General features: G+C 71.7%; 13 protein-coding genes. 4 read left to right on the plus strand and 9 right to left on the minus strand.

Annotated features, from left to right (window positions below):
• The first annotated feature begins 66 nt into the window (after positions 1 to 66).
• From ACV7NO_RS16335 to ACV7NO_RS16345, 3 genes are read left to right on the plus strand one after another with little or no spacing between them, the layout of a single operon-like run.
• Positions 67 to 1,791, plus strand: a complete 1,725-nt coding sequence (locus tag ACV7NO_RS16335) for a type I secretion system permease/ATPase (protein WP_463407010.1) — start codon at positions 67 to 69, stop codon at positions 1,789 to 1,791.
• Positions 1,788 to 3,140: an HlyD family type I secretion periplasmic adaptor subunit gene (locus ACV7NO_RS16340; protein WP_463407011.1), complete on the plus strand. Its 1,353-nt coding sequence runs from the start codon at positions 1,788 to 1,790 to the stop codon at positions 3,138 to 3,140. Before ACV7NO_RS16335 ends, ACV7NO_RS16340 begins: the two co-directional genes overlap by 4 nt.
• Positions 3,130 to 4,797 carry a TolC family outer membrane protein gene (locus ACV7NO_RS16345; protein ID WP_463407012.1) on the plus strand — a complete coding sequence of 556 codons (1,668 nt, stop codon included), beginning with the start codon at positions 3,130 to 3,132 and terminating at the stop codon, positions 4,795 to 4,797. The genes ACV7NO_RS16340 and ACV7NO_RS16345 overlap by 11 nt, the downstream gene beginning before the upstream one ends.
• 184 nt (positions 4,798 to 4,981) lie before the next feature.
• Here ACV7NO_RS16345 and pelF read toward each other — a convergent pair whose 3' ends face one another.
• From pelF to ACV7NO_RS16385, 8 genes are read right to left on the minus strand one after another with little or no spacing between them, the layout of a single operon-like run.
• On the minus strand, positions 4,982 to 6,469 hold the full coding sequence (pelF, locus tag ACV7NO_RS16350; RefSeq protein ID WP_463407013.1) for a GT4 family glycosyltransferase PelF: 1,488 nt from the start codon (positions 6,467 to 6,469) through the stop codon (positions 4,982 to 4,984).
• Positions 6,445 to 7,254, minus strand: a complete 810-nt coding sequence (locus ACV7NO_RS16355) for a hypothetical protein (protein ID WP_463407014.1) — start codon at positions 7,252 to 7,254, stop codon at positions 6,445 to 6,447. Before ACV7NO_RS16355 ends, pelF begins: the two co-directional genes overlap by 25 nt.
• A complete protein-coding gene (locus ACV7NO_RS16360; RefSeq protein WP_463407015.1) occupies positions 7,251 to 8,195 on the minus strand; it encodes a hypothetical protein in 945 nt (314 codons plus the stop codon). Before ACV7NO_RS16360 ends, ACV7NO_RS16355 begins: the two co-directional genes overlap by 4 nt.
• On the minus strand, positions 8,192 to 9,679 hold the full coding sequence (locus ACV7NO_RS16365) for a hypothetical protein (protein ID WP_463407016.1): 1,488 nt from the start codon (positions 9,677 to 9,679) through the stop codon (positions 8,192 to 8,194). Before ACV7NO_RS16365 ends, ACV7NO_RS16360 begins: the two co-directional genes overlap by 4 nt.
• Positions 9,676 to 11,412, minus strand: a complete 1,737-nt coding sequence (locus ACV7NO_RS16370; RefSeq protein ID WP_463407017.1) for a hypothetical protein — start codon at positions 11,410 to 11,412, stop codon at positions 9,676 to 9,678. The genes ACV7NO_RS16365 and ACV7NO_RS16370 overlap by 4 nt, the downstream gene beginning before the upstream one ends.
• Positions 11,409 to 12,290, minus strand: a complete 882-nt coding sequence (locus ACV7NO_RS16375) for an endo alpha-1,4 polygalactosaminidase (RefSeq protein WP_463407018.1) — start codon at positions 12,288 to 12,290, stop codon at positions 11,409 to 11,411. Before ACV7NO_RS16375 ends, ACV7NO_RS16370 begins: the two co-directional genes overlap by 4 nt.
• Positions 12,287 to 13,684 carry an exopolysaccharide Pel transporter PelG gene (gene pelG, locus ACV7NO_RS16380; RefSeq protein ID WP_463407019.1) on the minus strand — a complete coding sequence of 466 codons (1,398 nt, stop codon included), beginning with the start codon at positions 13,682 to 13,684 and terminating at the stop codon, positions 12,287 to 12,289. The genes ACV7NO_RS16375 and pelG overlap by 4 nt, the downstream gene beginning before the upstream one ends.
• Before the next feature lie 25 nt (positions 13,685 to 13,709).
• Positions 13,710 to 17,102, minus strand: coding sequence for a M10 family metallopeptidase C-terminal domain-containing protein (locus tag ACV7NO_RS16385; protein WP_463407020.1), 3,393 nt, complete (start codon positions 17,100 to 17,102; stop codon positions 13,710 to 13,712).
• 295 nt (positions 17,103 to 17,397) lie between these two features.
• On the opposite strand from ACV7NO_RS16385, the gene ACV7NO_RS16390 reads away from it, so the two are divergent.
• On the plus strand, positions 17,398 to 18,897 hold the full coding sequence (locus tag ACV7NO_RS16390) for a nucleoside hydrolase-like domain-containing protein (RefSeq protein ID WP_463407021.1): 1,500 nt from the start codon (positions 17,398 to 17,400) through the stop codon (positions 18,895 to 18,897).
• On the opposite strand, the gene ACV7NO_RS16395 is transcribed toward ACV7NO_RS16390, so the two are convergent.
• On the minus strand, positions 18,836 to 19,912 hold the full coding sequence (locus ACV7NO_RS16395) for an AI-2E family transporter (RefSeq protein WP_463407022.1): 1,077 nt from the start codon (positions 19,910 to 19,912) through the stop codon (positions 18,836 to 18,838). The genes ACV7NO_RS16390 and ACV7NO_RS16395 overlap by 62 nt on opposite strands.
• Positions 19,913 to 19,961 lie beyond the last annotated feature (49 nt).

The raw sequence follows: 19,961 nt of genomic DNA on the forward strand, positions 1-19,961 counted from the left end.
GGCATAGTTTAACCTTTCCGTCCTACAGCCCCTCGCCATGCAGATGCCCCGCCCCGGCCGCCACCCATGACCGATGCCACCGGGACCACCAACGTCCTGGCCGCGGCGGTGCGCGCGTGCCGGCGGCATCTCGCGTCCGCCGCGCTCTTCTCCGGGCTCGTCAACATCCTCTATCTCGTACCGTCGATCTTCATGCTCCAGGTCTATGATCGGGTCGTGCCGACGCGCGGCGGCGCGACGCTGCTGCTGCTCACACTGATCCTCGTCGTGTCGCTCGTCGTGTTCGCGGTCCTCGATGCGGTGCGGATGCGGCTGCTGCTGCGCGCCAGCTTGCGTCTGGAGCGGCAGGCCGCGCCCGGCATCCTGCTGCGCATCCTCGGCACCGATCGCGCCACCGTCGCGCAGCGTACGCAGGCGATGCGCGACTTCGACACGATCCGCGGCACGCTCACCGGCCCGACGGTCGTCGCGCTGTTCGATGCGCCCTGGGCGCCGATCTACATCCTCATCGCGTTCCTGCTCCATCCGTGGATCGGCGTCCTCGCGCTCGTCAGCGCGCTGCTGCTCGGCGGCATCGCGATCGCGGGCGACCGGGTGACGGCGTCGGCCTCGCGCGACGCCAACGCCCGCGCGGTGCTGGCGAACCGCGAGCAGGACGTATCGATCCAGACATCGGAGGTCGCGCGCGTGCTCGGCATGCGCAACGCGCTCGTCACTCGCCACCTGCTGGAGCGTGCCGAGCTCGTCCGCCGCCAGGCCGCGCTGGCGGGCACCGCATCGCAATTCCTGGCGGTCACCAAGTTCCTGCGGTTGCTGCTCCAGTCGCTCGCGCTCGCGCTTGGCGCCTTGCTCGCGATCCGGCAGGACATTTCGGGCGGTGCGATCTTCGCCGCCTCGCTGCTGCTCGGCCGCGCGCTCCAGCCGGTCGAGCAGATCCTCGGCGCGATGAAGCCGCTCGCCGCGGCGAGAACCGCCTACCGCGATCTGAACGCCTTCTGCGCGCTTCCCGGCCCCGGCACCGCCGCGACGACGCTCCCTGCGCCCACCGGCCGGATCGAGGTGCGCGGCGTCACCGTCTTCGCGCCCGGCACCGAGCGGACGCTGCTGTCCGACATCGCCTTCACGATCGCCCCCGGCGAGATCGTCGCGCTCGTCGGCCCCAGCGGCGCGGGCAAGTCGACGCTGCTGCGCGTGCTCGCCGGCGCGCTCGCACCCGACAAGGGCGAGGTGCGGATCGACGGCGCCAGCCTGCCCGACTGGAACCGCGAGCAGCTCGGCCGTCACCTCGGCTACATGCCGCAGGCCGCGTCGCTCTTCCCCACCAGCGTCCACACCAACATCTCGCGCTTCCGGTCGGTGCTGGCGGGCGAGAGCGAGGATCTCGACGCCGCGGTCGTCGCCGCGGCGCAGGCCGCGGGCGCGCACGAGGTGATCCTCGGCCTCCCGCAGGGTTATGCCACGATGGTCGGCACCGCCGAGTCGGGCCTGTCTGCGGGGCAGGCACAGTCGATCGCGCTCGCGCGTGCGTTGTTCGACGCGCCGACGATCCTGTTCCTCGACGAACCCAACGCGCATCTCGACAGCGACGGGGAGACGCGCCTGATCGCGACGCTCGCCGCGCTGCGCGCACGCGGCGCGACGGTGGTGGTGTCTACGCACCGCACCGGGCTCCTCCAGGCGGTCGACAAGATCATGCTGTTGCAGGACGGCGCGATCCAGCTGTTCGACGAGCGCGCCAAGGCGCTCCGCCCCGCCCCGCCGATCGCCGCAACCGCGGGAGCCCGCGCATGACCGCCGCCACGGCTCCACGCCAGACCATCGCCGACCGCCTCCGCCTTGACGATTCGCCGCGCCACGCGACGCTCGTGGGCGGCATCGTCGCGGTGCTGTTCTTCGTCGTCGGGCTCGGCTGGGCCGCGATCGCACATCTCGACGCCGCCGCCGCGGGCGACGGGCAGGTCGTCGTCGCGGGCAACCGCCAGACCGTCCAGCACCGTGACGGCGGCATCGTGAAGGCGATGGCGGTCCGCGACGGCCAGCATGTCCGCGCGGGCGAAATCCTGTTCCGCCTCGAAGGCGCCGAAGTCGCCGCCAGCGAGCGCGCGCTCGCCGCCAGCGTCATCGATCTCCAGGCGCAACGCGCCCGGCTCGAGGCCGATGTCCGCGGCGGCGCGATCGTCTGGCCTCCCGCGTTCGCGACCGCGCAGGGCGACGACCTCCGCCTCGTCGAGCGCGCCCGCACACTCCAGCTCGCGCAGCGCTCCGCCCGCGCCGCCGCACTCGCCGCCAACGGCGCGGTGCTTCGCCAGCAGGCGGCCGAGGTGTCGCAGCAGACCCGCGGCTATGGCGCGCAGGCGCAGGCCACCGCGCGGCAGCGCGCCTCGCTCCGTCAGCAGCTCGACAGCACCCGCGCGCTCGCGGACGAGGGCTATGTCTCGCGCAACACCGTCCGCGCGATCGAACGCTCGATCCAGCAGCTGGAAGGCACCGACGCCGAATATGGCGCGCGCGCCGCCGCCGCGCGCGAACAGATCGGCCAGACGCGTGCGCAGTTCGTCCAGACCAGCCGCAAATATGTCGAGGACAGTGCAGCCCTGCTCCGCGACACCCAGTTCCAGCTCAACGAGATGCTCCCCAAGCTCGCCGCCGCACGCGAGCAGCTCGCGCGGACCGAGATCCGCGCGCCCGTTGCGGGCAAGGTCGTCGGCCTGCGCGTCTTCTCGGTCGGCGGGGTGATCCAGGCGGGGCAGCCGATCCTCGACATCGTCCCCGATTCCGCGCCGCTGGTGGTCCGCGCCAATTTCTCGCCGGGCGACGTCGACGGCGTCGTCGCGGGACGCGAGGCGGAGGTGAAGTTCCTCTCGCTCCACGAACGCGACCTGCCGATCCTCACCGGCACCGTCCGCACCGTCTCCGCCGACAGCCTGCGGGACGAGGCGACCGGCCACAGCTATTTCAGCGCCGAGATCCTCGTCCCCCGCGACCAGATCGCCAAGGTCGAGGCGCTGCGCGGACGCGACACCGGCATCCGCGCGGGCGTCCCCGTCACCGTCCTCGTCAAGCTGCGCTCGCGCACGGCTCTCGCCTATCTCCTCGATCCGTTGACCGAGGCCTTTTCGCGGTCGCTCCATGAACGCTGACGCGCTCCGCCTCGCGCTTGCCGTCACGCTGCTGGTCGCGGCCAGCCCCGGCACGTCCTCCCAGCGATCCCACCACCCGTCATCCCAGCGAAAGCTGGGATCGCCCGGCGGTGAAAACGCGACGAAAGCCCGGAGGGCCCCCGGCCCAAGCTCGCACGACGAAGACGACCGAACCGCCACCGAAACCCTCGGCCAGGCGATCGCCGACGCCTACCGCACCAACCCGACCCTCAACGCTCAGCGTGCCCAACTCCGCGCGCTCGACGAACAGATCGTGCAGGCCGGCGCGCCGTATCGCCTCAATGTCGGCGTCAGCATGACGCTGCAATATCGCGACCAGGACCAGCGCGGGCTGCTCGGCGATTTCGACACCGTCCGCGCACGCACGATGGGCGCCTCGCTCACCGCGTCGCAGATCCTGCTCAACGGCGGGCGCACCGCCGCGCAGGTTTCGGCGGCGGAGGCGAGCGTCCTCGCCGGCCGCGAACGCCTGCGCGAGGCGGAGAACGCGATCCTGCTCGAGGTGGTCGACGCGTTCGTCGCGGTCCGCCGCGATCAGGCGCTCGTCGTGATCCAGCAGCGCTCGCTCGACTCCTATGGCCGACAGGTCGACCAGGCGGTCGCGCGCGAGCGCGGCGGCGACCTGACCCGCACCGATATCGCGCAGGCGCAGGCGCAGCGCGAGATCATCCGCGCGCAGCTGTCGCAGGCGCAGGCCAACCTCCAGTCCAGCCGCGCGCGCTTCGCCGCAGTCGTAGGACGGAACCCGGGCGACCTCGCCGCGCCGCCGACGCTGCCCGGCCTCCCCGCCACGCTCGACGGCGCGTTCGCGGTCGCGGAGAAGGAAAGCCCCGCGCTGTGGCAGGCGATCCTCGCGGCGAAGGCTGGCGACGCGCGCATCGCCGCGCAGCGCGCCGAACGTGCGCCGATCGTCGCGCTCTCGGGCAGCTACGGCTACACCAGCCCCTATTCCTACCGCGTCCGCGATCTGGGGCCGCAGGCGACCGGCGGGGTGACGCTGACGATGCCGCTGCTCACGGGCGGGGTGATCGGCTCGCGCGTCCGCGCCGCGATCGCCGAGCGCCAGCAATTGGGGTTCGAGATCGAGACCGCGCGCCGCACCGCCTTTGCGCGGACGCAGGAGGCGTGGAACCAGTCGATCGCCGCCAGCGACCAGATGGACGCCGGCCGCCTCGCGACGGAGTCGGCGGAAGAGGCGCTCAAGGGCGTCCGCCGCGGCTTCGGCGAGGGCTTCCGCTCCAATTTCGAGGTGCTCGATTCCGAACAGCGGCTGCTGACCGCGCAGCTCGTCGCGACCAACGCCGCCTATGCCGCCTATACCGGGCAGGCGCGCCTGCTCGCCACGCTCGGCCGGCTCCAGGCCGCCGCCCTCGACCGCGACGTCCCCGCCTACGATCCCGCCCGCAACACCCGCGCGGTCCGCGCCGCGCAGTTCGGCCCGTTCGACGCCGTCCTCGCACCCATCGATCGCGCACAGGTGCCGGGCGACAAGGCCCCGCCCCCCTCGCTCCCCACCCCCGCGATCGACACGACCATACGCCCCGCGCTCGTCCAGACCCTCCCCGGCCCCCTCGGCACTGCCCTCCCGATCCCGACAGCAGACGCGCTGACCGACACGATCGTCACCGGCGGATAAGGTCGAGGCGCACCGACCAACTCATAGCCGTCATGCCGGGCTTGCTCCGGCATCCACTGTCCCACACACGCCGCCGCCATCGCGGTCGCGGCACCGTGGCCCCCGGACCAGGTCCGGGGTGACGGCATGTTGCACGACGATCCTGTTTCGGCCCACTCCGGCTATCAGCCTCGCACCGAAAGGATCACCGCTCCGCCAGCTCCCGATACAGCCCCCGATACGCCCCGATGATCGTGTCGTGGTCGTAATCGCGCAGCACCCGCGCGCGCATCGCCTCGCCCATCGTCCGCCGCACGGCCGCGTCGCCGACGATCCGCAGGATCGCCGCGGCGGTCGCCGCCGGGTTGACCAGCGGGGTCACGATCCCGCCATGCCCGCAATCCTCGCCACCGCGCCCCTCGATCATCTCGCGACAGCTGCCGACGTCGGGCGCGACGATGGGGATTCCGCATGCGCCGCCCTCCAGGATCACCAGCGGCTGCGCCTCCGACAGGCTGGTCAGCACCAGCAGGTCGATCCGCGGCATCCAGTCCTCGATCCGCACCCGCCCCGCGAACGTCAGCGCCGCGCCCAGCGCCAGGTCGGCGACCAGCCGCGCGCACTCCGCGGCATATTCCGGGTCCTCGTCCTCCGGCCCCATCACCACGAACGCGATGTCCGGGCGCTCGGCATGGACGATCGCGGCGGCGCGGATGAACGTCTTGATGTCCTTGATCGGCACCACGCGGCCCAGCAGCGCGACCAGCGGCCGCGCGGGGTCGCGCCGGTCGGGCATCTCGGCGAAGCGACGCGCGTCGATGCCGTTGGGGATCACGCGCACCCGCTCCGCGGCGGCCCCCAGCCGGCGCTGCACCTGCGTGTTGTCGCCATACAATGCCACGATCGGGTCGCACGCCTCATAGCAGGCGGCGGCATAGCTGGTGAACGCGCGCACCCACAGGTCGCGCAGGTCGCGCACGCTGCGTTCCAGCTCCAGCCCGGTGTCGACCTGGTCGCCGATCCAGTCCGCCATCATCACCTCGATCTGCCGCTCCAGCAGGTAGATGCCGTGTTCGGTGATGAACGCGGGCCGCCCGGTCTGCCGCGCCGCGCGCGCCGCCAGCAGCCCGGCGAACCCGGTCGAGATCGTGTGATACGCCCGCGCGCGCGGCAGCGGCGCGGTCAGCACCGCGAGCAGCCCGCCCAGCAACACGCGCATCGCCCAGAAATAATGGTGGAACGACGCCTGCGGCAGCATCGCCTGGTAATGCCGGCGCAGCCGCGCGAACATCGCGGGGTGCGACAGGATGTCGCCCGGCGCGGGCGCACGTTTCAGCCCGCCGATCAAGTCGATCAGCGCATCGAGGCGGTCCCCCGCGCCGGTCGCGACGAACGCCACCAGCGCGTCGGCGATCGCGGTCACCGTCCGTTCGGGGCAGGCGCGCGGCGGCGCGGGTTCGGGCGCCAGCCCGATCTCGGTGATCGACACCACGTTGGCGGGCGGCGCCAGCTTGAACGCCAGCGGCGGTGCGCCCGGCTTGATCGCGACGATCGCGAAGCGGATGTCGGGCAGGTGGGTGACGAGATCCTGCAGCCACGCGGACACGCCGCCCACCACATAGGGATAGGCCCCCTCGACGATCAGGCAGATGTCCGCGTCCGCGTCGGTCACGCCGCCGATTCCGCGCGCCACCACGCGTCCGCGCGTCCCGCCTCCGCCAGCCGGTCGATCGCGGCATAGTCGCGCGCCGCCCACAGCGCCTCGATCCGCGTCGCCGTGCCTTCCGTCCCGGCCCCCAGCGCCACCGCATCGTCGCGCAGGTGCGCGCGCTGCGAATCGGACAGCAGCACATTGGCCCGCGCATGGCCCGCCAGCAGCGCCGCCAGCGCCGTGGTCGCCTCGGGATCCGTCCCGCACCGCGCCTCCAGCGCCGCCCGCGCCGACGCCAGGTTCTGGACCACGCGTGCCGAGGCTGCCGCTGCCAGCGCACGGATCGTCTGGTCCGCATCGGTCAGCGCCAGTGCGACGACGGGCGACAGCGCGGGCTGGAAGGATCGCACCACCGTCTCCAGCGCCCGCCGGCGTGCGCCGACATCGCCGTGGCGCATGATCGTGACGAGCGAGCGCGACGTCTCCGCGGGCGAATGGTGGACCCGCCCGTCCAGCATCCGTGCCACCGCCAGCCGCGCCCCGCTGTGGCGCGTGCCCGGCCGCCGCGCGCCGAATGCCGGCCCGGTCGCGCGTCGCCACCGTACGCCCCGCAGCGGCAGCGAGAGCAGGATCGCGCCGGGGCCCAGGGTTCCCAGGATCGCGGGCGCGAATCCGATCGCGCGCGCCCCCCGCAGCCACACCGCCCATCCGGCCGCGCTCAGCACCGCATGCGCCGCCAGTGCCCAACTCACCGCGCCCGGGATCACCCACCCCGCGCCCAACGCCACAACGTCCAGGATCGCCAGCGCGATCAGCCGCGCGATCATGCGACCAGCCCGGCGGGCCTCACCGATCGATGCGCGGGCCGCGGCAGGTCCCCCAGCAGCGGGGTCAGCCACGTCTCGATCTCCGCCATCTCGGCCACCCGGTGCGCGTTGAGGACCGCATAGGGGATGTCGTGGAGCACCAGGCAGCCGACCACCGCGCCGTTGGCCCGCAACGCCACCGCGACGACGCCGACGCCCTCCAGCACCGCCCGGTCGCCGCGTCGCGCGACATGGATCACGCCGCGCCGCGCCGCGCGGTCGACCAGCGCATCGGGCAGCACGTCGCGCTGCCCTGCGGTCGCAGCGCCACGCAGCCATGCACGCGCCTCGCCGCCGACGATCCGGTAGCAGCTGTAATCCTCGGTCCGCGTCGCCAGAGCGATCAGCTGTGCGATCGCCGCGCGTCGCTCGGCGGGCTCGCTCGCCGACAGCCGCGTCGCGGTCGCGATCAGGTGCCCCGTCGTGCCCGCCTCGGTCGCGATCCGTACCTCCAGCGCGCGGTTCGTGCGCGACAGCCGGTCGAACGCGTCGGTCAGCCGCGCGATGTTGCGGGTCGCGGTGCCCGCCCGGCGCTCCAGCCGGATGCGGCGCGCCGCGCGGATCATCGTCACCTCGCCGATCGCCACCGCGGCGACGAACCACAGCAGCGGCTGCAGCGACAGGTGGAACAGGTGATCCAGATAGTCGCGCTCGCCCGCATCGCCATGCGCCTGCCCCAGCCACAAAGCGGACGCGATCCCCGCCGCAGCGACCGCCGGCCCGGTCCCGTAGGCCACCGCCATGACGAGTACGGGGAGCCAGAACGGATTCGGCTGGATGCCCGCGAACCCCGTCCCGCCGGTCCATGTCCGATCCGCCAGCACCAGGGCGGCGAACACCGCGCCGATCTCGATCGCGATCCGCCCGCGCCGTCGCCAGTCACCGCGCCACCCCGCCGTCATCGCGCATCGCCCAGGCTGTAGGACAGCAGCGCGCGCGCATAGAGCTGGCGTCCCGAGAAACCGGGCCGCGCGACGGAGGTGACGCCGCCGCCGCCCTCGACGCGCCACGCGATCGCGATCGGCGCGGCGATGCCGACGCTCGCGGTCGGGCCATCGCCCCCGAACCGGTCGATCGTCCACCCCGCCAGTCCCGTCATCTGCACGTCGCCCGCCGCCCCGCTGATGAGCGCCTGTAGCGTATGGTTCTCGCGATTGGCCAGCGGCACGATCGCGCTGCCGTCTGCGGCCAGCCGCAGCGTCTGGACATATTCCGCCTCGAACCGGTAGCTCAGCCCCAGCGCGGGGAACTGCCGTCGCACCAGATAGTCCAGCCCCCCGCTCGCGGTGATCGTGTCCGCCGCCCCCGCCTGCCCCGCCAGCCCGTACCGGTTCCATCCCGCGTCGATCTGCGCGACCAGCCCGGGCGTCACCCGGTACGTGCCCCCCAGCGCCGCGCGCGACAGATACCCGCCCACCAGCGCCTGCGGCACCGTCGAGAAATCCGGCATGTGCCGCACCAGCGTCGCGCGCAGCTGCGCGTCGGCGGACCCGGCGGTCACGCGCGCGCCGCCGCCGGTCACGCCGTCGTCGATCAGCGACGACGCCACCACCTGCACGCGGACCGCGTCGGCGGGCACCACGCCCAGCGTCGCGTCGACCACCGTCCGCCCGGTCCGCCGCGTCGCCGTGCCCAGCCGCACCCGGCTCGCGACTTGGCGCACCGCGCCGCCCAGCGTGACCGCGTCGTCCATGGCGACGTCGATCCGCGCCGCGCCTTCGATCTGCGAGAAGTCGCTGCCGTCGCGCGCGGTCACGCCGATACTGGCCACGCCCGGCGCCGCAGCGATCGCGCGCCGCGCCGCGCGGTCGCGTGCGTCGAGCGTGCGATAGCCGCGCGCCGCGCCGCGCACGTCGCCGTCGGCGGCCTGAGTATCCGCCATGATCCGCGCGACACGCGTGTCCTCGGGATAGCGCGACGCGAGCGCAGCAGCGGCACGGCGCGCACGGCCCGGATAGCCTGCCGCCGAATCCGCCTCGATCGTCGCCAGCGCGACGTCGCGCGTGCCGTCGTCCGCCACCGTCGCGCCCGTTGTCTCGCCCTGCGGCGGCGCAAACCCGATCGACACCACTGCGCCGGCCTGCCGCCACCGCATCGTCCAGCCCGGCGCGGCGCGCAGCACAAGGCTCTCGTCGTTCCAGCGCAGGTCCCCTACCGCCGCCCCCGCTGCGTCGCGGAACGCCGCGATCCGGTCCTCGGGCAACGCCCGGTCGAAGCGCACGACGATCTCGCCGTCACGATCCTCGACACGCAGCCGCGTTCCCGCCGGCCACGTCAGTCGCGCGTCGGGCGACGCCACCCGGTCGTCTGCGAACACCGCGCCCGCGACCGGGATCACCGGCGGGCGCGCCGCAATGTCGGCGAGCAGGAGCAGTGCCGCGATCATTGCGCCAGCACCGCGCGCGCGCGCCCCGGCTGACCCTGGGCGATCAGCAAACGCGCATGAAGCGCCGCCAGTCCGCGATCTCCCGGCGCATCGCGCCGCAACTGTTCGACCAGCGCGACCGCCTCCGCGCGCCGCCCCAGCCGGTCGAGCAGTTCGGCGTGCGTGCGGCTGTCGCGCGGCACCTTCGCCAGCGCGCGCTCCAGCCACGGTCGCGCCGCCGCCGCACCGCGCAATTTCGCCTGGATATCGGCCATCAGTCGCAGCGCCGCCGGATCGTCCGGCCTGTCGTCAAGATACCGGTCCAGCCACGTCGCCGCCTTCGCCGCGTCGCCGCCGTTCCACGCCGTCCAGGCGAGGTCGAGCCGGTCGCGCGGGTTCGCCGCTCCGGTATCGACGCGACGCGCCACGATCGCGCTCGCCTGGGCCGGCGCGATCCCGCGCGGCGCCGATGCCGACAAGGTCCGCAGCTGTCCCGCGTCGAGCGTCCGTCCGTCGAGCAACTGCGCGACCAGCGTCCGCGCCGCCCCCTCGTCCCCCGCAGCACGCGCCAGCGACAGCCGGGTCACCATCACCTCGGTCCGCCCCGCCAGCGGATGCCGCGACACGAATGCCAGCGCGTCCGCCGCGCGATCGCGCTCGGCATAGACGGCGAGCCATGCCAGCTGGCTCCCGGACGCGCCGCGCGTCGCCTGCTGGCGCAACCACGTCAGGTCCGCCGGCGCGGGGCGCGGCCCCATCAGATAGAGCAGCCGCTGCGCCTCGCGCGTCGCAGGCCCGCGCCCGGTCGCGCCACGCTTCAGCACCGCGATCGCATCGTCGCGCTGCCCTGCCGCCAGCAATTGCTCGGCGATCGCATCGACCCGTGCGCCCGGCGCCGCCGCCCGCGCGAGCAGCATTGTCCGCAGCGCGGCGCGGTCCCCCGCCTTCGTCAGGATCGCCTCGCGCGCCGCCTCGCGCTGCGCGGGCGGCAACCCGCCCGCCGCGCGCAGCGCCGCCGCGGTGTCGCCGCCCCGCTCGGCGACCCGGATCGCAAGCCACGGGTCGGCCGCCCGCCAGTCCGCACGCGTCGTGCGGTCGAGCGTCGCGATCAGGTCGGCGCGTCCCGCCCGGTCCGCGCGGCGCGCGAGATCCAGCGCGAGCGTCGCATCGGGCGCCGGGATCGCTCCCTTCGCCGCCGCCGCGACGATCAGGTCCGCGCGGTCGATCGCATAGGCCGCCGCGATCATGTCCCCGGGCGGTGCGCCACCCGGCGCGCGTGCCGCCGATTCGACCAGCGCGGTGGCCTCATCGGTCCGCCCTGCCTTGTGCAACAGGTCGAACCGCAGCCGCCACGTCGCCGGCGTCACGCCATCGGGCCGCACCGCCAGATACGCCAGCGCCACCGCAGGCCGCCCCGCCGCGATCAGGTCAAAGGCCACCTGCCGGGTCGACACGGCCTGCCCTCCGCCGATCAGCCGCGCGGTCAACTCGGCGAGCGTGGCGGCATCCGCGGTCGGGATCACCGCCGCCAGCGAGGGCGGCGCAGGCGGAAGCGCGACCGGCGGCGCCTCGACGGCCGCAGGCGCCGGCGGCGCGACGGGGGCAACCGGCGCGGGCACCGGCTCCGCCCGCCGGTTGGCGTGAAGGATCTCGAGCCGGCCGGGTAGCAGCAGCACCCCGCCCGCCAGCAGACCGACACCGATCGCCACCGGCACCGCGATCGCCAGCCGCCCGGTGTGGCGTCCCGCGCTCATCCGACGGGCTCCGGGATCAGCCGGTCGAGCGCCAGCGTCGCAACATAGGGCTGGAACCCTGCCGCACGTTCGCGCGCGTACAGGGCCGCGACCTGCCGGCGATCCGCGGGATCCCAGTAATCCAGCGTCGTCAGCGTCAGCGCCGGGTTCCGCGCCTTCGCCGCGCGCAGCCGTTCCGCCTGCCACAGCCAGTCCGAATCGACGACGCGCTCATAGCGCTTGCCCGCGAAGGTCCAGCGCGACGCCATCGCTTCCCCCAGCACGTAATCGATCGCGCCCGCCACCTGCGGCAGCACCGCATAGCCGCGGTTCAGCATGATCCGGATGCGCGGGAACCGTGCGCGCACCGCTGCGACCAGCGCCGCGCCCGCCGCCACCATGCCCGCATTGGCGATCGGATCCTGCCGTTCCATTGCCTCGGCGTTATCCATCGTATCGATGAAGATTCCGTCATAGCCCAGCGCCAGGATCGCGGGCACGATGCGATCGAGCACCGCCGCGCGCCACGCCGCGTGCCTCAGGTCGACCAGTCGCGCGTCGGGCCAGTTGGGGTTCGCAGGTCCCAGCGCCCCCGCCTTTTCCAGCGCCGCGAAATAGGGCCGCGACCGCTCGACCTCCCCCAGGCTCACATAGCCCAGCAGCGTGCTGCCCAGTCCGCGCAGCGGCGCGATCGGGCGCGGATGATGCGGCTCCAGCACCAGCAGGCGATAGGTCCGCGCCAGCACGGGATCGGTCGCCGGGCCATAGTCGACCGCCCAGCGCCACGGCTCGGCCGCAGCATCCGCCGCCGCCTCGATCGGCGCACGGAGCCCCAGCGTCATCGCGATCGCTCCCAGTCCCAGGATGCGCCGCCGCGCGATATCCGCCGTCCGCGTCACAACAATCGCCCCCCCTGCCCCACCACCGAGGGATTGTTGCCGACGAACAGCAGATAGGCGAGGTTCACCGTCGCCTCCGCCACCAGCGCGATCCCCACCGACGCGCCGACCACCGCCCCGGCCATATAGCCCCAGCCATAGGCCGCGAATCCCGCATCCCACTGCAACAGCGTCGCGATCGCGCTCGCCGCCGCGAAGGCGGTCCACGTCCACAGGATGCGTCCGAACAGGTCGTAGTACGCCAGCACCACCGTCGCCGCGATCGCGACGAGGTGGAAGACCGCGCCGACCGATGTCTGGCGGAACGCGAAGATCGCGCGCGCATCGGCGCCGATCGCATCGAACAGCGGCACCGCCATCACCCAGGCGAGCGCCGCGACCAGCATCTGCGCGAGGACCAGCAGCCGCAGGCTGTCCACCATCGTCCGCACCACCTCGCCCCGCGCATCCTCGATCCGCTGGAGGGTCGAGGTGCCCGTGCACCGCGCGATGAGGTCGCCAAACGCGTGGTCGAACCGCGTCTCGGTCACGATCAGGATCAGCGTAAGCCCCGGCACCATCGTCAGCAGCCCCAGGAAGCTGCCCTGGTCGTTGATCGGGTTGAAACGCAGCCCCCCCGTCGCGATCACGCTGTCCGCAGCCGCCCACAACAGCCACTTGTCGATCCAGATCGCCGCTACCCCGGCAACGCCAGCCGCAGCGATCATCAGCGCCAGCCGCGGGGCCAGCGCATCGTGCCGGGGCAGGCTCGCGGCATCGCCGAACTGCCATCGGATCATCGCCACGATCGCCGCCAGCGTCAGCCCCGTGCCGCCCGCAACCACCGCCAGCACTACCGTCGCCCCAGGTCCGTCCAGTCCCGCCAGAACCCCGGCCGCGGTCAGGATACCCAACAGGTACGCGGCCGGCACCGCGCGATAGCGGCGCAACGTCGTCAGCAGCGGCGCCGCTATCCAGATCTGGGTCAGTGCCGCCAGCACGACCGTCGCCAGCATCGCCTGCGGCAGCGGCAGCGCAGCCAGCCCGCCAAACACCGTCGCACCGGCCAGCAGCGCGATCGCCCCGCCCGCCGCCAGCGCGATCGCCAGGATCCCCGACACGCCGGTCGCGTCGCGAGCGAAGATCCGGTCGGCGATCATCCGCGTCGTGACGATGCCGATCGGCGCCGCCGCCAGCGCGGACAGGCTGAACGCATAGACCAGCACGGTTCGCACGATCCGCGCGTCCGCGTCCGCAAGATGGGCCAGCATCCAGCGATCGAGCACGGTCATCGCGATCGCGGTGACAAGCCACGGCCCGGCGCTGATCGCGGCGCCATAGACGGCGGCGCCCGCGAGACCGCCGACGCCGCCTTCGCGCGCCACGCGCGCCAGTTGAAAGCCTATTCCCGCCATGACATCGACGGCGCCCTAGCGCGAACTACATGAAGAAATCGTTGGCCGTCAGCGTGTGATGCCCCAGCAGCGCGATCGAGAACTCGGCGGCGGAACCGGTGTCGGTCGTCCCCTCGACGATCGTGTATTCCTTGCCGCCAATGATCTGGTAGTTGTACCGCAGCTGCGCCGCATCGGTGAACTTCGCGCCGGTTCCGGCCAGCAGCGTGAACGCCTGGTCGCCGGGCGCGCGGCTCGAGGTGTTCCCATCGATCCCCGACAGGTCGATCTTGTCTTGCCCACGCACGAAATCGAGGATGACGTCTCGCGAAGACGAGCTGAGGCTGTCGCCCCTCACCTCCAGGCGGAAGACGTCGTTGCCCGCCCCGCCGGTCATCGTATCGCTGTCGTCGCCGCCGATCAGCAGGTCGTTGCCGTCCCCGCCGTTCAGCACGTCGCGCCCGTCGCCGCCGATCAGCGTATCGTTGCCGGCGTCGCCGTTGAGCGTATCGTTGCCCAGTCCGCCGGTCAGCTTGTCGTTGCCCCCCAGCCCGTTCAGCACGTCGTTGCCCCAGCTGCCGTCGAGCACGTCCTGCTCGCTCGTCCCCGTCATCGTCTCGCTGAAGATCGAGCCGGTCCGCGTGATACCCACCACATCGGTCACCCCGATCGACAGCGTCTGCGTATCCGTCGCGCCGCGCAGGTCGGTCGCGACGACGGTCACGTCATAGACGTTGTCGCGATTGGCATCGGTCGGCGTCTCGAAATCGGGTGCGGCGACGAACTTGAGGACGCCCGTCTTCGCGTCGATCGCGAACTTCGCCCCGTCGCTTCCTGCCGCGATCGAATAGGTCACCGCATCGCCCAGCGCGATGTTGGCGTCGGTGGCGGTCACGGTCGTGACGGCGTTGCCGTTCTCCGCGATAGACAGCTTCGCGGCGTCGCCGCCGCCCAGCGAGGTGATGACCGGGCCGGCATTGGCGGCGTACCCGACGGTCACGGTGTGCGGGCCGATCGCGCCGATGTCGATCGTCAGGATCTCGCCGACCAGGCTCGCGACCGTGCCGCCCGTCACCGTCGCCCAGTTGGTGCCGGGCGCCGCGATGTCGACCACGACCTTGCCCTCGCCCTCGACGGTGAACGCCAGGTTCCGCCCGTCGCCGCTCAGGTTCATCAGCGTCGCGCGCATCGGCAGCGCGGTGATGTGCGTCACGTCGTCCGCCACCGCGCCCATCGTGATCGCGAAGGTGCCGCCCGCCTTCGGCAGGAACACCGTATCCGCGTCGTAGGCGTACCAGCCCGCGACCCCCTTGATGACCTGCCCCGCGGTCTGCCCGTCGACGTCGAGCGCGAACGTCCCCGTTCCCGCGATCGACGAGACCTTGGCGGTGATCGTGTTGCCGACGACGGTCGAGGTGATCGTCGCCTTCTCGAAGGCGGAGATGCGACCCGCCAGATCGGCCAGCGTCACGAACTCCATGTTCGCAGCGGACGCGCGCGCGATCCAGTTGGTGAACATCTGCGTGGTGTACGGGCTGGCGACCCCGGTCGACCACATGGCGGGGCCGTAATCATGCCACGGCCACACCACGACGGGGGCGTCGCCCTCCGCGGTGATCGCGGCGAACTCCTTGGCCCAGACCGCCTCGGCCTCCGCCACGGTCTTCTTCTGGAACTCCATCAGTGTGAAGTCGAACGCGGTATTGGGTGCGATATATACCTTGTCGTCCGCGGCGTTCTGCGGCGTCATGTAGCCGAACGCGTTGGGATAGCCCGCGCCGACCCCCGAATAGCCGCCCGACAGGTACGTCACGTACTTCAGAATTTCCTGCGAGGTCGCGATCTGCTCAGGCGCGCCCGGCACCGCGGCGCCGCCGACCGTCACGGTCTTGCCCAGATACGCGCTCAGCTGCTTTTCCAGCTCGGCGCGCGACTGGCCGAATTCGAACGCGATCTGCGTGTCGGTCAGCAGGTTGGTGTTCTCGGGATGGGTATAGCTGTGCGAGCCCAGCTCGTTGCCCATCGCGATCATCTGCTTGTAATAGGGCAGCGACACCGCCCAGTCGGTCGTCTGCCCGTTCGCCGCGTCGTTGCCGACGTTGACGTAATAGCTGCCGACGAAGTTATACTTGGCCTTCCAGTCCGCCAGAGTCGGCAGCAGCTTGTCGTAGATCCCGGGCGCGGTGCCGTCGGGGTTGACCTCGATCTGCTCCTGGCTCTGGTCCATGTCGACGCGCGACGCGACCATCCCCGCCTGCCGCGTCATCTGCAGACCCACCGACAGCCCGCTGCCGTGGACGCTGTAGTCGATCGCCTTCTGCAGCATGTTGTCGTCGGCCATCACGGCCTCGCTGGAGAACAGCACGTTGCGCCCGCCCGTCTGCGTCGCGATCGCGGCGGCATAGGTCTGGCCGTTCACCGTCTCGGTCGCGATCGTGGTGCCGGTGCCGCTGACGCTGGTGAACGCGTTCCAGCCCACGCCGGTATATTGGCGGATCACCTGCCCGTTGTCGTAGCCGTCGAGGACCAGCCCGGCCGCATCGGTCGCCTTCAGCGTCACGTCCGCGGGGAAGCCGCCGGTCACGCGCGTCGCGTCGAACAGCAGCTTCATCCGCGCATAGGAATCGCCTGCGAGCGCGGCGTTGTCCGCGCCGTTGGTCATGAACTCGCCCGCCGCGACCAGCCCGATGCCATATTGCTTCGTCGCCTGCTCCAGCGTCTGCGCGATCACGTCCGCCTTGGTCGCATCGACGTTGCGGAACGACGGGAAGACGATCGTATCGTACTTCGCCAGCGTGGCGAGACTCGTCAGGTCGCTCTCGGTCAGGATGTCGAACGGCACGCCCGCCTGCATCGCCTGGCTCTGCGCGGCCATGAACAGCTGCGAATAGGCGGTCTTGCTGAAATAGTTGTTGGCGGTCGTGTCGGACCAGACGATCGCGATCCGCTGCGCCGGGTCCGCCACCACGCCGGTGTCGTTGAACACGGTGAACGGCGCGCTCGAATAGCTGCCCGGCAGGAACACTGCGTCGTTCACGTCGTAGATCGTGTCGATCGCCTGGGGGTTGCCGATCGCGGCCTTGGGCACGCGGAACTCGACGGTGGTGCGATCCGCGGACCACGCCGCCTGCAACCCGGCCGCGACCAGCGTCTGGCCCGCCGCGCCGCTGTACAGCGACACCGTCCCGTCCGCCGCGAAGTTGACGTTGTACTCGGCCCCGCCTGCGAAGCCGAATACCTGATAGCCGGTCTTGGCGTTGCGATCGGTGTTGAGCCACGCGGTGGTGTTCGCGCCGATCGCGGACGTCGCGGTGATCGCGAACGCGAAGTCCGCGCCGTCGCTGCGCGCGCGGATCGCATAGCCAGCGTCGAGCCCGCGATCGATCCGGTCCTTGGCGGTCCAGTCGTCGAGCTTGCCGTCGAGGGTGATGCTGGCCATGAAAACGTCCCTTGCCGTCGCCGGATCGTATTCCGGATCATGTCGATGTCGCGCGGCGCCGCTGCACGCCACCCGTCAGCCACCCCTACAAAGCGGGCGGGCGCTTCGAAACAGCGATATTATGGCTAATCGCGCGTTGGTTCGTCCCAACACGACACGCGGTAAATCAAAGATGAAGGCCGCACCATCGTCGTTCGTCGCGCAAGCGACTGAAGTGGCGTCCCGTTTTGGATCGCCTGCACGGTCGAGGCGCGCGATCTTGCCAATCCCGCATATCGGGATGCATATTCGATAGATGGGAATCTCTGGATCGGTTACGATTTCATGGCTGCGTCAGCTAGGCCTGTCGCTGGCGTTCGCGAGCGCCTCGCCCACCCCCGCCACGGCGGCCTCGCCGCCCGAACCTGCACGCCCGCGGCTGATCGTTCTGACCGACATCGGCAACGAGCCCGACGATGCCGAATCGCTCGTTCGCCTGCTCGTCTATGCGAATGCGTTCGAGATCGAGGCGCTGGTCGCCACCACCTCCACCCACCAGCGCGACCGGATCCGCCCGGACCTGATCGAGGAGCGCGTGCGCGCGTACGGCCGGGTGCTCGCCAACCTTCGTCGCCACGAACCCGGCTTTCCCGACGCGGACGTACTGCTGCGGCGGATCCGCCGAGGTACGACCCCGTACGGCATGGCGAGCGTCCGCCATGGCAAGTTGAGCGACGGCGCGCGCGCGATCGTCGAGGCCGTCGATCGCGACGATCCGCGGCCGGTGTGGATCACCGTGTGGGGCGGCGCGGCGGATCTGGCGCAGGCGCTGCTGCACGTCCGCGACACGCGCCCACCCGCCGCGCTCGCGCGGTTCGTGGCGAAGCTGCGGGTCTATTCGATCTCCGACCAGGACGACGCCGGCCCCTGGCTGCGCACCAGCTTCCCCACGCTGTCCTGGATCGCGAGCATCCACGCCGCCGGCCAGTATCCGCTGGCGACATGGAGCGGCATCTCCGCCCCGGTCGCGGGTGCGGATCCCGGACTCGTGTCCAACCCCTGGCTGACGGCCAACATCCGCACACACGGCCCGCTCGGCGCGCTCTACCCCGAATGGCTGTATCTGATGGAGGGCGACACGCCGTCCTTCCTCTATCTCCTCCCCAACGGCCTCGGCAGCGCGGAGCATCCCGACTGGGGCAGTTGGGGCGGGCGCTATGGTCGCCTGTCGCCCTCGCTCGGTCTGTGGACCGACGTGCAGGACAGCGCCGCGGGCCGCGACGGCGCGGAGGTGACGAGCAACCACGCCTCCGTCTGGCGCTGGCGCCGCGCGTTCCAGAACGACTTCGCCGCGCGCATGGCGTGGACGGTCACGCCGAACGTCAAGGAGGCCAACCACCCGCCCCACTTGGTCCTCAACGGCGTCGCGGGCACCGCGCCGGTCGAGGTCGCGGCCTGTCCGGGACAGGTCGTGACGCTGTCCGCACGCGGGTCGCGCGACCCGGACGGCGACGCGCTGACGCTGCGCTGGTGGTGGTATCACGAGGCAACCGGGATGCACCCGCCGCCGCTCCGCATCGTGCGTGCGCAGGGCGAAGACGCGCAGGTCGTCGTCGATCCGTGGCGACGGGGGGACGCTCCGGTCGTCCGGTTCCACGTCATCCTCGAGGCCACCGATACGGGCACCCCCGCGCTCACCCGTTATCGCCGCGCCATCCTCTCCATCCCCCGCGACGCCGCGGCGTGTACGACGGCTATGGCGATTCCACCGCAGCCTCGCCCCGCCGCTGTTCGGTCAGGATCTGCCACCCCGTGATGAACAGCGCGCCGGCGAGCGGCCCGACGACGATCCCGCTCAGGCCCATCAGGTCGATCCCGCCCAGCGTCGTCACCAGCACCATCCAGTCGGGAATCCCGGTATCGCGTCCGACAAGGATCGGGCGCAGGATATTGTCCGCCAGCCCGATCACCAGCACGCCCGACACCACCACGACCACCGCCTGCCAGATCGCCCCCGTCGCCAGCAGATAGACCGCAACCGGCGCCCACACGATCGCCGGCCCGATCGCGGGCAGCAGCGCCGCGATCGCCATCAGCATCCCCCAGAGCAACGCGGCCGGCAGCCCCACGATCCAGAACGTCATCGCCCCCAGCGCGCCCTGCACCAGCGCGACGACGCCCGATCCCTTGATCGTCGCGCGCACCACCGCGGTGAACTTGTCCGCCACGCGCCCCGCCACCGCCGGCTCCAGCGGCATGGCGCGGACGATCGCGGGGCCGATCCGCTCGCCGTCGCGCAACAGGAAGAAGGTGACGTACAGCCCCACCCCGAACGCCAGCAGGAACGCCGCGGCGTTCGCCCCGATCGAAAACGCCTGCCGCGCGATCGTGCTGACGCTGTTGCCGATCACGTCGGACAGCCGCGCCTGCACCCGCTCGAAGCTATCGAACCCCGAACTCTGGAGCAGCTGCTGGATCCGCGTCGGCAGCGCGTCGTGAACCTGCTGGAAATAGGACGCGAAGTTGATCTGCCCGCTGCGCATCTGGGTATAGACCCCCGCGGCCTGGTCGACGACCAGGCTGGCGATCACGATCGCGGGGATCACCACGGCGACGGTGATGACGAGCATCGTCACCGCCGCCACCATGGTACGCCGCCCCGGCCACCGGGCCAGCAGGCGCTGGAACAGCGGCTGGAACAGCAACGCCGCCAGCGCCGCCCACAGCAGCGCACCCGCAAAGCTCGACACGACCAGCGACAGCCCGATGGTGACGAGCACGACGAAGAGGATCAGGCCGCCATTCTCGACGCGCTCTCGGGCGATGGTCATTGCGTGGGCCTTGATGAAATGGTGGGGGACGCAGTCGCACGACGGGTCA

Source organism: Sphingomonas sp. Ell38C01 (assembly GCF_055231975.1).

Excerpts from the sequence above, each read along its gene's own strand:
- ACV7NO_RS16355 (WP_463407014.1), bottom strand. The coding sequence starts at position 7,254 with ATGATCGCGCGGCTGATCGCGCTGGCGATCCTGGACGTTGTGGCGTTG.
- ACV7NO_RS16335 (WP_463407010.1), top strand. The coding sequence starts at position 67 with ATGACCGATGCCACCGGGACCACCAACGTCCTGGCCGCGGCGGTGCGC.
- pelG (WP_463407019.1), bottom strand. The coding sequence starts at position 13,684 with ATGGCGGGAATAGGCTTTCAACTGGCGCGCGTGGCGCGCGAAGGCGGC.
- ACV7NO_RS16365 (WP_463407016.1), bottom strand. The coding sequence starts at position 9,679 with ATGATCGCGGCACTGCTCCTGCTCGCCGACATTGCGGCGCGCCCGCCG.
- ACV7NO_RS16395 (WP_463407022.1), bottom strand. The coding sequence starts at position 19,912 with ATGACCATCGCCCGAGAGCGCGTCGAGAATGGCGGCCTGATCCTCTTC.
- ACV7NO_RS16390 (WP_463407021.1), top strand. The coding sequence starts at position 17,398 with ATGGGAATCTCTGGATCGGTTACGATTTCATGGCTGCGTCAGCTAGGC.
- ACV7NO_RS16345 (WP_463407012.1), top strand. The coding sequence starts at position 3,130 with ATGAACGCTGACGCGCTCCGCCTCGCGCTTGCCGTCACGCTGCTGGTC.
- ACV7NO_RS16340 (WP_463407011.1), top strand. The coding sequence starts at position 1,788 with ATGACCGCCGCCACGGCTCCACGCCAGACCATCGCCGACCGCCTCCGC.
- ACV7NO_RS16370 (WP_463407017.1), bottom strand. The coding sequence starts at position 11,412 with ATGAGCGCGGGACGCCACACCGGGCGGCTGGCGATCGCGGTGCCGGTG.
- ACV7NO_RS16385 (WP_463407020.1), bottom strand. The coding sequence starts at position 17,102 with ATGGCCAGCATCACCCTCGACGGCAAGCTCGACGACTGGACCGCCAAG.
- ACV7NO_RS16360 (WP_463407015.1), bottom strand. The coding sequence starts at position 8,195 with ATGACGGCGGGGTGGCGCGGTGACTGGCGACGGCGCGGGCGGATCGCG.